The following is a 13,097-nucleotide window of genomic DNA, read 5'->3' as shown; positions in this document are numbered from 1 at the left end:
AGCCTGCGCGCTGGTTGAGCGCCATCCGTATGTGCACACTGCGGTAGCGCCGGGCCATGCCCGGCGGCTTTCCCGTCGGGTGTTCACGGTGTCTGCTTCGTTCCGCGCTGCGCGCTCGCCGGGCATGGCCCGGCGCTACCAGAGGGGGAATTCCCGGTCGCGCCGGGTCATGCCCGGCGAGCGTTGCTGCCGTCACACCGCTTCGTCGTCGCGCCGCTCGGTGCGGCAGGCGCGTACCCGCGTCAATGCGTCGCCGGCTTCGCGCGCCATCCTTTCGTACTCGGCGCGGATCTCTTCCAGGCGCTCTTCGTCCAGCTCTTCCAGGTCCAGCAGCTCGTTGTTGGCCTCGGCGGTGGCGCGGATCAGTTCATCCAGCTTGATCTGCATCGCCGCGGTGTCAGAGTTCTGCGTGTGCTGGATCAGGAACACCATCAGGAAGGTGATGATGGTGGTGCCGGTGTTGATCACCAGCTGCCAGGTGTCGTTGAACTTGAATATGGGGCCGCTGATGCCCCACAGCACGACGATCGACACTGCGGCCAGGAAGGTCCACGGCGAGCCGGTGGCGGCCGCGGCCTTCTTGGCGATCGTATTGAACAGGTTCCTTGCGCTCATCGTCATCGTTCCACGGGAATGGCGACGATCATCGGCACATGGCCGTGCAGGTGCCGTGCAGCAGGCGTGGACTCAGGCGCGCAGGCGCGGTGCTTCCTGGCTGCGCACCGGGCTGGCCAGGTAGACGTGCTGCCAGCAGCGTTCGACGAATTCGCGGGCCTGCGCTTCACTCAGGCGCGGCATGATCTGCAGGGCGTACTGGGTCTGGAACAGCTCATCGCGCTGGGCGTTGCTGGCGCGTGGCTGGGTGATCAGCGAATCACAGGCGAACTTGATCCACGGGACATAGGTGCCGAACGAGGTGTGCGCGAGTGCGCCATCGGCGTGCTGGCGGCGCCAGTAATCCAGCTCCGCATCGACATTGATGACAGGGGGAATGGCGGGAACTTCAGCGTGCATGACGATCCAATCGGTTGGAGGTGAAGGGAGTGGGGGCCCATTACAGTGTGGCCCGGGCGGCGGTGCATGCCGTGTCAGCGTGATGTGCAGCCAGCGTGGCGATGGCGCAGCAGCTGTGCGTGTTCAACCGCACCCAGGCGTTCGGCCATGGCGGCCATCGCATTGCACAGGCGCACCAGGTCGCGGGGATGGTCGTGCAGCAGATCCTGCTGCATGTCCTGGTAGGCGCTCCAGAACGGGGCACTGCGCTGGTGCAGTGCGTATTGCTGCTGCAGTCGGCTCCAGATCGCGGCCAGGGCCGGGTCACTGAGAGGACGTACGGCATGCGCTTGCATGGTCGGCTCCAATCCGGGGCGGGGGCCCGGTTGCATTCCACCCTAGACGTCGCTGCGCAGCAGGATGTTAGTGGCGCGTGTTGACCGCACGCAGCTGACTGCGCAGCAGTTCACGTTGAAGCGTGCAGACGCTGCCGGCACAAGGCTGTGCCGGCACTGAAGCGTTCATCAAGGCGGGCTCATCAGCCGTGGCGGATGCTCATTCGCCGATGTCTTCGTTCCAGATTTCCGGATGTTGCGCAATGAAACCGCCAAGCAGGTCCACGCATTCCTGGCTGTCCAGGTCGATCACGTTGACGCCGTTTTCCCGCAGCCAGTCGATGCCGCCCTGGAAAGTGCGCGATTCGCCGACCACCACCGTGCCGATGTTGAATTGCCGCACCAGGCCCGAGCAGTACCAGCAGGGGGCCAGGGTCGTAACCATGATGGTGTCCTGGTAGCGGCGCTGGCGGCCGGCCTTGCGGAAGGCATCGGTCTCGCCATGCACGGACGGGTCACCTTCCTGCACGCGGCGGTTGTGGCCGCAGCCGAGCAGGCGGCCGTCGTTGTGGTACAGCGCCGCGCCGATCGGCACGCCGCCTTCGGCCAGCCCCTGGCGGGCTTCGGCAATGGCGGTCTGCAGCAGGGCCTGGTAGTCGGGCGTGGTGATCATGCGGGGCTCCGGTAGGTCGTGGGGCGCCATGATACGGCCAGCGTTCCCCGCAGGGGCCCGGCGGTGCGATAATCGGGGGCATGAGCGAATCCCCCTACAAATCCGGTACCACCCATTTCGGGTTCCGCGACGTTGACGCCAAGGACAAGCAGAAGCTGGTCGGCCAGGTGTTCACGTCGGTCGCGCGCAACTACGACCTGATGAACGACCTGATGAGCATGGGCGTGCACCGGGCATGGAAGCGCTACTACGTCGCCACCGCGCAGGTGAAGCCGGGTGACCGCGTGCTCGACCTGGCCGGTGGCACCGGCGATATCGCCGCGCTGCTGAAGGAGCGCGTCGGTGCCGAGGGTTCGGTGGTGCTGGGCGACATCAACGCCGGCATGCTGTCGGTCGGCCGTGACCGCCTGACCAACCGCGGCCTGGTGCTGGGCCTGGACTACGTGCAGTGCAACGCCGAGGCCCTGCCGTTCCCGGACAACAGCTTCGACCTGGTGACCATCGCCTTTGGTCTGCGCAACGTGACCGACAAGGACGCCGGCCTGCGCGAGATGTACCGCGTGCTGAAGGTGGGTGGCCAGGCCCGCGTGCTGGAGTTCTCCGAAGTCACCGCCGACTGGTTCAAGCCGATCTACGACTTCCACTCGTTCAAGATCCTGCCGAAGCTGGGCAAGCTGTTCGCCAACGATTCGGACAGTTACCAGTACCTGGCCGAGAGCATCCGCAAGCATCCGCCGCAGGAAGAGCTGAAGGCGATGATGGGGCAGGCCGGCTTCGAGCGCTGCCACTACAAGAACCTGACCGGCGGCATCGTCTCGATCCACTCCGGCTACAAGCTGTAAGCCTTGACGGTCGCCGGGCATGGCCCGGCGCTACCACGCAACGTCCCGGCACGGTCCTGGTAGGTGCCAACCTTGGTTGGCACACGCCCGTCCGCGAGCGCTGACAGGTCCGTGCCAACCAAGGTTGGCACCTGCCAGAAGCAGCAAGGTCGGCACGTGGCGCGAGCGATGATGGATCCGTGCCAACCAAGGTTGGCACCTGCCGGGCCATCGCGGGGCCGGCCATTACCCCGCACCGCGCAACGCTTCCCGGCCGGGGGAGAGGTACCATTGGGGTTTGTTCCCCGTAACGGTCCCGATTCATGCGCAATCCGCTGATGCTCCTTCCGCTGGCCGTGGCCCTGGCCGCCGGCTGCTCCCAGGAGGCGGCCGCACCCGCCGCCGCCCCGACTGCCCAGAAGGCTCCCGCCGCCCCCGTGAACGCCGAAAACCGCAGCCACGATGAAAGCTCGTACGCCGAGCCGGACAAGGTCGTCGTCAAGGACATCGCGCTGGACCTGAAGCTGGACTTCGACCAGAAGCAGATCGGCGGCACCGCCACCTACACCCTGGAATGGAAGCAGAAGGACGCCAGGCAGCTGGTGCTGGACACCCGCGAGCTGAGCATCGCCAAGGTCGAAGCGATCGCCGCCGACGGCGCGCGCAGCCCGCTGCAGTTCGTGCTGGCCCCGGCCGACAAGGTGTTCGGCAGCAAGCTGACCATCGAAACCCCGGAACAGCCGGCCAAGGTCGAGGTGACCTACCACACCGCACCGACGGCTTCGGGCCTGCAGTGGCTGGCGCCGTCGATGACCGAGGGCAAGAAGCTGCCCTTCATGTTCAGCCAGTCGCAGGCGATCCACGCCCGTTCCTGGGTACCGTTGCAGGACACCCCGAGCGTGCGCTTCACCTACAGCGCGCACGTGGTCTCGCGCCCGGACGTGATGGTGCTGATGAGCGCCGACAACGATCCCAAGGCCGCGCGTGACGGCGACTACACCTTCAAGATGCCGCAGCCGATTCCGTCCTACCTGCTGGCCATCGCCGCCGGCGACCTGGTGTTCGAGCCGATCTCCGGTCGCTCCGGCGTCTGGGCCGAGCCGACCATGGTCAACAAGGCCGCCAAGGAATTCGAAGACACCGAGAAGATGATCGGTGCCGCCGAAAAGCTGTACGGCGAATACCGCTGGGGCCGCTACGACATGCTGGTGCTGCCGCCGTCGTTCCCGTTCGGCGGCATGGAAAACCCGCGCCTGACCTTCGCCACGCCGACCGTGATCGTCGGCGACAAGTCGCTGGTCTCGCTGGTCGCCCATGAACTGGCGCACAGCTGGTCGGGCAACCTGGTGACCAACGCCAGCTGGAAGGACATCTGGCTCAACGAAGGCTTCACCACCTATGTCCAGGGCCGCATCACCGAAGCCCTGTATGGCAAGGAGATGGCCGAAATGGAAAAGCAGATCGACCAGACCGATCTGCTGGCCGAAGTGAAGGACATGAGCCCGGCCGACCAGGCGTTGGCGCTGCCGCCGCTGAACGAACGTGACCCGGACGAAGCCCTGAGCCAGGTGGCCTACGTCAAGGGTTCGTGGTTCCTGGAGTTCCTGGAACAGCGCTTCGGCCGCGAAACCTTCGACCCGTTCCTGCGCGGCTGGTTCGATGACCACGCCTTCCAGAGCGCCAACACCGACCAGTTCGTCGAGTACCTGAAGAAGAACCTGCTGCCGAAGAATCCGTCGGCGGTGACCGAGGCCGAACTGAAGGCGTGGCTGGACGAGCCGGGCATTCCGGCGTTCGCAGCCAAGGCGCAGTCGCGCAATTTCAGCAGCGTCGATACCGCGCGCATCGCCTTCGCCAGCGCCGGCACCGTGCCGAGCAGCCAGGTGATTGCCGAGTGGAGCACCCAGGAGTGGGTCCGCTTCATCGACGGCCTGGGTGCTACCCAGCCGCTGGACAAGCTGGCCACGCTGGACAAGGCGTTCCACTTCACTGGCACCCCGAATGGCGAGATCGCCATGCGCTGGTACCCGCTGACCATCCGCAGCGGCTACGAGCAGGCCAATGAAGCGGCTGCTGCGTTCATCGAGCGTGTCGGCCGTCGCAAGCTGATCCTGCCGATCTACGCTGAACTGGTGAAGACCCCGAAGGGGCTGGAGCTGGCCAAGCAGGCGTTCGAGAAGGCCAAGCCGGGCTACCACCCGATCACCACCGCCTCGGTGCAGGACATGCTGGCCAAGGCTGAAGCCAAATAAACGGTAGTGCCGGCCGCTGGCCGGCAACCTGATGCTGCTTTACCAGCAACGGCGGGGAAACCCGCCGTTGCTGTATCCGCTTTTCGCTGCCGATAGAATCGGGATGCACCCGTAAAGGACTCCGCCATGAAACGACTGATCCTGCTCACCGCCTGCACCCTGGCCCTGGCCGCCTGCAGCAACCCCGAGGAAGAACGCAAGGCGCAGGAGGCCGCTGTGGCCGCCGTGCAGGCGCAGAAGGAAGCCAAGGCCGAGGACGTGGCCAAGCAGTACGACATGGCGGTGGCCGCGCAGGATTGGGAGCGCGCGCGCCTGCACGGTGCCTCGCTGCTCGACCAGTACAAGGACACGGCCGCCGCCGAGCGCATCGCCGCCGGCTTCGACGAGGTCAAGGCCAAGGGCGATGCCGCGCGCGATCTGCGCCGCATGCAGGCGCTGTGGCAGTACAACCAGATTCCGGTCGGCAGCAAGGGCAACCAGGTGTCGGCGCAGATCTTCAGCAAGGAGCGGGTGGATGTGGATGGCAGCGGCGCCAAGCCGGTGCAGCTGGTGTTCCGCGACCACCCCGAATGGAAGCGTCATGCCTACCTGGTGCTGCAGGCCGGCGATTTCCGTTGCCCGCAGTGCACGGTGAAGGTCACCGTGGATGACGGCAAGCCGATCTCCATGGCGGCCTGGCGGCCGAAGACCGATGAAGCCATCGCGATGTTCATCACCGACCAGAAAGCGCTGTGGAAGCTGGCGGCCAAGGGCAAGTCGATCAGCATCCAATTCCCGGTCAAGGCCGGTGGCACGCGCACGGCCGTGTTCGAGACCGGTGGCGTGGACGCCAGCCGCATGCCGGCGTGGTGGCGTTGACCGTGCAGGCACCGGCGGCTGCGTCGTCGTTGTCGGCGATCCGCCACTGGGTGTTCGACATGGATGGCACGCTGACCGTGGCGGTGCATGATTTCGCGCGGATCAAGCGCGAACTGGCGATTCCGCAGGAGGATGACATCCTCACCCACCTGGCCGGGTTGCCGGCCGCAGAGGCCAGCGCCAAGCACGCCTGGCTGCTGGCGCACGAGCGTGCGCTGGCCGCTGCTTCCCAGCCGGCAACGGGAGCGGTGGCGCTGGTACGCGCGCTGCAGGGCGCCGGCTGTCGGCTGGGCATCCTGACCCGCAACGTGCGCAGCCTGGCGCAGGTCACCCTGCAGGCGATCGGGCTGGGCGACGTCTTTGCCGAAGACGACATCATCGGCCGCGACGAGGCCGAGCCGAAACCCTCACCGGCCGGGCTGCAGTACTTCCTGCGGCGTTGGCAGGTGGAACCTTCGCAGGTGGTGATGGTAGGCGACTATCGCTTCGATCTGGAATGCGGCCGGGCGGCGGGCAGCCGCACGCTGCTGGTCAACGCTCCGGACAACCCGTGGCCGGGCATGGCCTGTTGGCACCTGGCCGATTGCGCGGCGGTGCTGGAGCGCTGGGGAGGCTAGCGCGGCGCTCTGTGCGCGCGCTGGCAGGCAGCCAGGGGCCGCACCTGCAGTCAACTGCCGACTGTCATCACAGTGTATTGTGCGCGGTCGGCGGGACGTTCTTCGAATGACCCTCCGGGGCTGAAGCGGAAGCGGTTGCGGAACCACCGCCGCTCACTGCCGCAGCCCGATTGAAGCTGAGGTGGATGCTGAAGGTGCCGGCGGGAAGTTCCGCTGCGCTGGCGGTGGTGTCGGGTAACACGTTGTCCGGTGTGGCCCGCTGCCAAGGATGGGGCATGGGTGTCCTTTGCTCCATTTCTGGATTCCTTTCATGCTCCGAGCTGCGTGGGTGTCGCTGTACCGGCGTCTGTGTCCGATTGCCGCCTTCTTCCTGTTTGGCCTGGTCGCCCTGTCGTTGTCCCGGCTGGGGCTGTCGCTGTGGCATGCCGCGCGGGTGAGTGCTGCCGACGGCTGGTCCACGGTGTTGCTGCAGGGGCTGCGGGTGGATGTGTCGACCCTGTGCCTGCTGTACGGCATCCCTGCGGTGCTGGCGCTGCTGTTGCCGCTGGAGGGACGCGTGGGCCGCGCGTGGCGCCATCTGTTGCGGTGGTGGCTGATCCTGGCAAGCGTGCTGCTGGTGTTCATGGAACTGGCCACGCCGAGCTTCATGGCCGAGTACGGCCTGCGCCCCAATCGGCTGTTCCTGGAATACCTGATCTATCCCGAAGAAGTCGGGATGACGCTGCTGCGCGGCCATCTGCTGGCCGTGGTGATCGAAGTTGCCGCTGTGATCGTGCTGTTCTGGGCATTGCTTCGCGGGTCGCAGCGCTGGGTCGGCAACAGCCCGGCGCTCGCAGTCGAAGCCGGATGGCTGTGGCGGCTGCCATTGGCGTTGCTGGTGCTGCTGCTGGTGGCGCTGGGCGTGCGTTCCAGCCTGGGTCATCGGCCCTTGAATCCGGCGCTGGTGGCATTCTCCACCGACCCCACCATCAACGCCTTGCCGCTGAATTCGCTGTACACCGTCGGCTATGCCGCGCGGCAACTGGCGACCCGCAGCGAAACCTCTCGCGTCTACGGTGACCTGCCGCTTGCCGAGGTGACCAGCGAAGTGCGCGCCAGCAGCGGCCTGCCGGCATCGGCGTACGTCTCCGATGCGTTGCCGAGCCTGGCGCTGCGTCCGCCGCAGTACCAGGGCAAGCCGCGCAATCTGGTGATCGTGCTGGAAGAAAGCCTGGGCGCGCAGTTCATCGGCAGTCTCGGCGGACGACCGTTGTCGCCCAACTACGACCGCCTGAGCAGGCAGGGCTGGGCGTTCGAGCGGCTGTATGCCACCGGTACGCGTTCGGTCCGCGGCATCGAGGCGGTCCTGACCGGGTTCCCGCCGACCCCGGCCGAATCGGTGGTGAAGCTGCCTGCCAGCCGCCAGCGCTTTTTCACCCTGGCCGATGTGCTGGGGCGGCATGGCTACGACACCGGCTTCTACTACGGCGGTGAAAGCCACTTCGACAACATGCGCGAGTTCTTCCTCGCCAATGGCTTCACCCGCATCGTGGACCGCAAGGATTACCGCAAGCCGGCCTTCGTCGGCTCCTGGGGCGCGTCGGACGAGGATCTGTTCGCTCGCGCCGACCAGCAGTTCCGGCAGCTGAAAGCGCAGGGCACGCCGTTCTTCGGCCTGGTGTTCACCTCCAGCAACCACGATCCCTTCGAGTTCCCCGACGGCCGAATCGACCTGTACGAGCAACCGAAGCAGACCCGCGACAACGCCGCCAAGTACGCCGACTACGCGCTGGGCGAGTTCTTCCGCAAGGCGATGGCCTCACCGTACTGGCAGGACACCGTGTTCCTGGTGGTGGCCGACCATGATTCGCGGGTGTTCGGCAAGAACATGGTGCCGATCGGCAACTTCCATATTCCCGGGTTGATCCTTGGCGGCGGCATCGAGGCGCGCCGCGATGCCCGCATCGTCAGCCAGATCGATCTGCCGCCGACGCTGTTGTCATTGCTGGGCATTGCCGATGCCACCCCCACCGTTGGCCAGGACCTGACCGACCTGCAGCGGCTGCAGCCCGGACGCGCGCTGATGCAGTACGACCGCAATCTGGCGTGGATGGAGGGCAACGACGTGGCCATCCTGCAGCCGGACAAGCCAGCGCAGGGCTTCCGCTACGACCCGGCCAGCGACCAGCTGCAGCCGCAGCCGCTGCGGCCGGAACTGGCACGGCGCGCACATGCCTACGCGATGTGGGGCACGCTGGCCTACGAGAAAGAGCTGTACCGCTTGCCGGAGAAGGCCAGGCCCTGAGCCGGAAGGGCGGGGCGGCGATGCGGTGCCGGCCGTTGGCCGGCAGTGCCGACCAAGGTCGACACCTACCAGAGGCATTCCCGCCAGAAGCATTCCCGATAGCGCCTCGGGTGGAGAGCCCCCTTGTTGTTCAAGGGGGCGCGCCGAAGGCGCGGGGATAAGGAGAAATGCGCGGGCAGTTCGTTTACGCGTTCAACGCGTAACCGAACTGCTGCTTGAACTGCTCGTTGAACTCATCGAAGGTGAAGCGCTGGTTCTGGGTGCCCGGGTGCTCGACCTTCAGCGCGCCCATCAGGTTGCCCATGCGGCCGATGGTCAGCCAGTCGAAGCCCTTCTGGATGCCGTAGATCAGGCCGGCGCGGAACGCGTCGCCACAGCCGGTCGGATCGACCACGCGGCGCTCGTGCGCCGGCGGGATGTCGTAGCTCTTTTCCGGGGTGTGGATCACTGCGCCCTTCGGGCCGCGGGTGGTGATGTAGGCCTTGACCCGGCTGACGATCTCCTTTTCGTTCCAGCCGGTGCGTTCCTGCAGCAGGTTCGACTCATAGTCGTTGACCACCACGTAATCGGCCTGCTCGATGAACTCGCGCAGTTCCGGGCCGTTGAACAGCGGCATGGCCTGGCCCGGGTCGAAGATGAACGGCACGCCGTCTTCGTGGAATTCCAGCGCGTTCTGGATCATGCCTTCGCGGCCGTCCGGGCCGACCAGGCCCAGGCTGACGCCCGGCACGTCGCGCACGTGGTTTTCGTAGGAACGCATCATCGCGCCCGGGTGGAAGGCGGTGATCTGGTTGTTGTCGTGGTCGGTGGTGATGAACGCCTGCGGGGTGAACAGCTCATCGATCACGCGCACGCGGGTGAGGTCGATGCCCAGGGCATCGAAGTGCTCGCGGTACGGGCCGAAGTCCGAACCCACCGTGCCCATCGGGATCGGATCGCCACCGAGCAGGTGCAGGTTGTAGGCGATGTTGCCGGCGCAGCCGCCGAACTCGCGGCGCATGCGCGGCACCAGGAAGGACACGTTCAGGATGTGCACCTTGTCCGGCAGGATGTGATTCTTGAACTGGTCCGGGAACACCATGATGGTGTCGAAGGCAAGAGAACCACAGATCAGAGCGGACATCGATGTAAGCCTATGCGGTGAATTTTGGGGTGGGCCTGCCCACTTCGGCAGGCAAGCAAACGGCGCCCTTGGGCGCCCGACGGCGCAAAGGTTACCCGCTGGTGCCGCTCAGGGCCAGAACCGGGTGATGCCCGATCAGGCCGAAAGCCTGTGAAGGCGCGGGTTCAGCTAGTTTTCTCCTTGCTCGGCGGCAGGCAGGTTGCTAGGCTTGTCGACCTCGATTTCTGCCCATTTTTTCGCCATCCCGCGTTGGGCGCGACACCCCTCAGGATCAACTCCCAGATGTTCAAGAAACTGCGCGGCATGTTCTCCAATGACCTGTCCATCGACCTGGGCACGGCCAACACCCTCATCTATGTGCGTGGGCAGGGAATCGTGCTGAACGAGCCGTCCGTGGTCGCTGTGCGCCAGGATCGCGCCATTGGTGGCACCCGGTCGGTGGCAGCCGTTGGCGCCGAGGCCAAGCAGATGCTTGGCCGTACCCCGGGCCACATCACCACCATCCGCCCGATGAAGGACGGTGTCATCGCCGACTTCACCTACACCGAAGCGATGCTCAAGCACTTCATCAAGAAGGTGCACAAGTCGCGCTTCCTGCGCCCGAGCCCGCGCGTACTGGTCTGCGTGCCGGCCGGCTCGACCCAGGTCGAGCGCCGCGCCATCAAGGAATCGGCCGAGGAGGCCGGTGCCCGTGACGTGTTCCTGATCGAAGAGCCGATGGCGGCTGCGATCGGTGCCGGCATGCCGGTCACCGAGGCCCGTGGCTCGATGGTCATCGATATCGGCGGCGGCACCACTGAAGTGGCGGTGATCTCGCTCAACGGCATCGTCTATTCCGCCTCGGTGCGGATCGGCGGCGACCGCTTCGACGAATCGATCACCAACTACGTGCGCCGCAACCACGGCATGCTGATCGGTGAAGCCACCGCCGAGCGCATCAAGGTCGAACTGGGCTGTGCCTACCCGCAGGCGGAAGCGATCGAGATGGAAATCTCCGGCCGCAACCTCGCCGAGGGCGTGCCGAAGATGATCAAGATCAGCTCCAACGAAGTGCTTGAAGCGCTGCACGAGCCGCTGTCCGGCATTGTCAGCGCGGTCAAGCTGGCACTGGAACAGACCCCGCCGGAACTGTGCGCCGACGTCGCCGAGCGCGGCATCGTGCTGACCGGTGGTGGCGCCCTGCTGCGCGACATGGACCGCCTGATTTCCGAGGAAACCGGTCTGCACGTGCAGGTGGCTGACGACCCGCTGACCTGCGTGGCCCGCGGTGGCGGTCGTGCGCTGGAACTGGTCGACATGCACGGCAACGAGTTCTTTGCGCCGGAATAAGCCGTCCCGGCTGCCTGCGCCCGCAGCGCCCCTCCGGGGTGCGGCCCGCCACATCGGCGGGTCGGCACCGGCGGGGCGCCCGCGTGTTTCCCTTCCGCCTTCTGCCAGTTGAATCGCTGCCGTGCCGCCCTACGCCGGACCTCCCGTCGCTTCCCGATCCGGTGATGCCGCCAGCCCGCTGCGGCTGCTGGCCTATCTCGCACTGGCAATCACCTTGATCGTCCTCGACGACCAGGCTGGCTGGCTGGCGCGTCTGCGCGAGCAGGCCAACAGCCTGGTGCAGCCGGTGTGGGCCCTGGCCGGCCTGCCCGGCAAGCTCGGCGGCCAGGTGCGCGACACCGCCGCCAGCCACGGCCAGCTGGTGACCGAGAACCGCGAGCTGCGCAACCAGCTGCTGCTGGCCAACGCCCGCCTGACCCGCCTGCAGACCGCCGCACTGGACAACGCGCAGCTGCGCGAACTGCTGAACGTGGCCGAGCGCAGTGGCCTGGACGTGCAGCTGGCGCCGATCCTGGACATCGACCTGGACCCGGTCAAACAGCGCCTGGTGCTGGACGCCGGCAGCCGCGAAGGCGTGCACGTCGGCCAGGCGGTGATCGATTCCGGCGGCCTGATGGGCCAGGTGATCAGCGTGACCGCGGGCAGCTCCACCGTGCTGTTGCTGACCGACCCCGACCACGCGGTGCCGGTGACCGTGGCCCGCAATGGCGTGCGCCTGATCGTCTACGGCCGCGGTGACAAGCTGGAACTGCGCGACATCCCGCTCAGCGCCGGCGTGGAAGTGGGCGATGAGATCGTCACGTCCGGTCTCGGTGGCCGCTTCCCGGCCGGATTCCCGGTCGGCACCATCACCGGGCTGCGCCCGGACGATACCCATGCCTTCCTGGTGGGCGAACTGAAACCGGCCGCCCAGCTTGATCGCGGCCGCGACGTGCTGCTGCTGCGCCCTGGCGCTGCGATCCGCATTCCGCCGAACCTGCGCCTGCAGATGGAACAGGCCGCTCCCGGTGGCCCGGCCGATGCCCCGGCGCTGCCGACCGGCCCCGCGCCTGCAGCAACGCAGGCTACCCCGGTAGTGCCGGCCGCTGGCCGGCAGCCGTCCTCGTCTGCGACGAGCCCGGCTGCCCGCGCATCCTCCCTTAACCCTGCGCCTTCGGCGCGCCCCCTTGAACAACAAGGGGGCTCTCCACCCGCTGGGTCCACGGTAGTGCCGGCCGCTGGCCGGCAACCGCAGCAAACTCAACCGCAGCCCACCCAACCGCAGTCCACCCAACCGCAGCCCACTCAACCGCAGTCCACCCAACCGCAGCCGGAGGCGCAGCGATGAGCCGCCTTCGCGACAACCGCTGGGTGCTGCCGGCCAGCTTGGTGGTGGCCCTGCTGCTGGGCCTGCTGCCGTTGCCCGCGCTGCTGCAGCCGCTGCGTCCATATTGGCTCGCACTGGTGCTGGCCTACTGGGTCATCGAAGCGCCCGAGCGCGTCGGCCTCGGCATCGCCTTCGCCAGCGGCGTCGTCGCCGACCTGCTGTATGGCGGGGTGCTGGGCGAGCAGGCGCTGCGCTTGGTGATGCTGGCCTTCATCCTGCAGCGCTTCCGCGCGCGCATCCGCTTCTTCCCGATGTCGCAGCAGATGCTGGCCATCGGCGGCCTGCTGTTCAACGATCGCATCGTCAGCGCGCTGGTCCATATCCTGGTGGGCGAGCCGACCCTGCCGTGGTCGTACTGGTGGGCACCGTTGCTGGGCATGGGCCTGTGGCCGCTGGTGTTCGTACTGCTGGACGCGGTGCGCTTCGGCAAGCGCGGGCGCTGAGCC

Annotated in this window: 13 protein-coding genes; 8 read left to right on the top strand and 5 right to left on the bottom strand. The window is 66.7% G+C overall.

Annotation, left to right across the window (positions count from 1 at the left end; genetic code table 11):
- Window positions 1-192: 192 nt before the first annotated feature.
- The 4 genes from CR918_RS16095 to CR918_RS16080 all read right to left on the bottom strand — a co-directional run bounded on the left by CR918_RS16095 (window position 193) and on the right by CR918_RS16080 (window position 2,001).
- Window positions 193-615 carry a low affinity iron permease family protein gene (locus CR918_RS16095; RefSeq protein WP_025877275.1) on the bottom strand — a complete coding sequence of 141 codons (423 nt, stop codon included), beginning with the start codon at window positions 613-615 and terminating at the stop codon, window positions 193-195.
- A 72-nt stretch (window positions 616-687) separates the two neighbouring features.
- Window positions 688-1,014 (bottom strand): hypothetical protein, encoded by a 327-nt coding sequence (locus tag CR918_RS16090; RefSeq protein ID WP_025877273.1) that lies wholly within the window; start codon window positions 1,012-1,014, stop codon window positions 688-690.
- 74 nt (window positions 1,015-1,088) lie between these two features.
- Complete coding sequence (locus CR918_RS16085; protein ID WP_099843707.1) at window positions 1,089-1,349, bottom strand: hypothetical protein; 261 nt, start codon at window positions 1,347-1,349, stop codon at window positions 1,089-1,091.
- Between the two features lie 199 nt (window positions 1,350-1,548).
- Complete coding sequence (locus tag CR918_RS16080) at window positions 1,549-2,001, bottom strand: nucleoside deaminase (protein ID WP_005411083.1); 453 nt, start codon at window positions 1,999-2,001, stop codon at window positions 1,549-1,551.
- 80 nt (window positions 2,002-2,081) lie between these two features.
- On the opposite strand from CR918_RS16080, the gene ubiE reads away from it, so the two are divergent.
- The 5 genes from ubiE (at window position 2,082) to CR918_RS16055 (ending at window position 8,833) form a co-directional block, all read left to right on the top strand.
- Window positions 2,082-2,843 (top strand): bifunctional demethylmenaquinone methyltransferase/2-methoxy-6-polyprenyl-1,4-benzoquinol methylase UbiE, encoded by a 762-nt coding sequence (gene ubiE / locus CR918_RS16075; RefSeq protein WP_032976541.1) that lies wholly within the window; start codon window positions 2,082-2,084, stop codon window positions 2,841-2,843.
- A gap of 302 nt (window positions 2,844-3,145) precedes the next feature.
- Entirely contained in the window at window positions 3,146-5,074 is a 1,929-nt protein-coding gene (locus tag CR918_RS16070; protein WP_099785440.1) for a M1 family metallopeptidase, read from the top strand.
- Between the two features lie 126 nt (window positions 5,075-5,200).
- Window positions 5,201-5,932: an outer membrane protein assembly factor BamD gene (locus CR918_RS16065; protein ID WP_099843705.1), complete on the top strand. Its 732-nt coding sequence runs from the start codon at window positions 5,201-5,203 to the stop codon at window positions 5,930-5,932.
- Complete coding sequence (locus CR918_RS16060; protein ID WP_099843703.1) at window positions 5,920-6,549, top strand: HAD family hydrolase; 630 nt, start codon at window positions 5,920-5,922, stop codon at window positions 6,547-6,549. The genes CR918_RS16065 and CR918_RS16060 overlap by 13 nt, the downstream gene beginning before the upstream one ends.
- A gap of 310 nt (window positions 6,550-6,859) precedes the next feature.
- Complete coding sequence (locus tag CR918_RS16055; RefSeq protein WP_099843701.1) at window positions 6,860-8,833, top strand: LTA synthase family protein; 1,974 nt, start codon at window positions 6,860-6,862, stop codon at window positions 8,831-8,833.
- Window positions 8,834-9,017: 184 nt separating this feature from the next.
- Here the strand turns inward: CR918_RS16055 and CR918_RS16050 are convergent, their stop codons facing one another.
- Window positions 9,018-9,956: a carbohydrate kinase family protein gene (locus tag CR918_RS16050; RefSeq protein WP_059065157.1), complete on the bottom strand. Its 939-nt coding sequence runs from the start codon at window positions 9,954-9,956 to the stop codon at window positions 9,018-9,020.
- A gap of 282 nt (window positions 9,957-10,238) precedes the next feature.
- Between CR918_RS16050 and CR918_RS16045 the strand changes: the two genes are divergently transcribed.
- From CR918_RS16045 to mreD, 3 genes are all read left to right on the top strand, one after another.
- Window positions 10,239-11,285, top strand: coding sequence for a rod shape-determining protein (locus tag CR918_RS16045; RefSeq protein ID WP_025877255.1), 1,047 nt, complete (start codon window positions 10,239-10,241; stop codon window positions 11,283-11,285).
- Between the two features lie 121 nt (window positions 11,286-11,406).
- Window positions 11,407-12,612: a rod shape-determining protein MreC gene (gene mreC, locus CR918_RS16040; protein WP_099785432.1), complete on the top strand. Its 1,206-nt coding sequence runs from the start codon at window positions 11,407-11,409 to the stop codon at window positions 12,610-12,612.
- Window positions 12,609-13,094, top strand: a complete 486-nt coding sequence (gene mreD, locus CR918_RS16035) for a rod shape-determining protein MreD (protein ID WP_025877251.1) — start codon at window positions 12,609-12,611, stop codon at window positions 13,092-13,094. The genes mreC and mreD overlap by 4 nt, the downstream gene beginning before the upstream one ends.
- Window positions 13,095-13,097: the final 3 nt, after the last annotated feature.

It is taken from the genome of Stenotrophomonas indicatrix, assembly GCF_002750975.1.
Taxonomy (GTDB): Bacteria; Pseudomonadota; Gammaproteobacteria; order Xanthomonadales; family Xanthomonadaceae; genus Stenotrophomonas; species Stenotrophomonas indicatrix.
The sequence above is the reverse complement of the archived record's forward strand: the minus strand, read 5'-3'. Positions and strand labels throughout refer to the sequence as shown.

Bases quoted from the DNA above. Each gene is read 5' to 3' on its own strand.
- CR918_RS16095 (WP_025877275.1), bottom strand. From the start codon at position 615: ATGAGCGCAAGGAACCTGTTCAATACGATCGCCAAGAAGGCCGCGGCC.
- CR918_RS16090 (WP_025877273.1), bottom strand. From the start codon at position 1,014: ATGCACGCTGAAGTTCCCGCCATTCCCCCTGTCATCAATGTCGATGCG.
- CR918_RS16085 (WP_099843707.1), bottom strand. From the start codon at position 1,349: ATGCAAGCGCATGCCGTACGTCCTCTCAGTGACCCGGCCCTGGCCGCG.
- CR918_RS16080 (WP_005411083.1), bottom strand. From the start codon at position 2,001: ATGATCACCACGCCCGACTACCAGGCCCTGCTGCAGACCGCCATTGCC.
- ubiE (WP_032976541.1), top strand. From the start codon at position 2,082: ATGAGCGAATCCCCCTACAAATCCGGTACCACCCATTTCGGGTTCCGC.
- CR918_RS16070 (WP_099785440.1), top strand. From the start codon at position 3,146: ATGCGCAATCCGCTGATGCTCCTTCCGCTGGCCGTGGCCCTGGCCGCC.
- CR918_RS16065 (WP_099843705.1), top strand. From the start codon at position 5,201: ATGAAACGACTGATCCTGCTCACCGCCTGCACCCTGGCCCTGGCCGCC.
- CR918_RS16055 (WP_099843701.1), top strand. From the start codon at position 6,860: ATGCTCCGAGCTGCGTGGGTGTCGCTGTACCGGCGTCTGTGTCCGATT.
- CR918_RS16050 (WP_059065157.1), bottom strand. From the start codon at position 9,956: ATGTCCGCTCTGATCTGTGGTTCTCTTGCCTTCGACACCATCATGGTG.
- CR918_RS16045 (WP_025877255.1), top strand. From the start codon at position 10,239: ATGTTCAAGAAACTGCGCGGCATGTTCTCCAATGACCTGTCCATCGAC.
- mreD (WP_025877251.1), top strand. From the start codon at position 12,609: ATGAGCCGCCTTCGCGACAACCGCTGGGTGCTGCCGGCCAGCTTGGTG.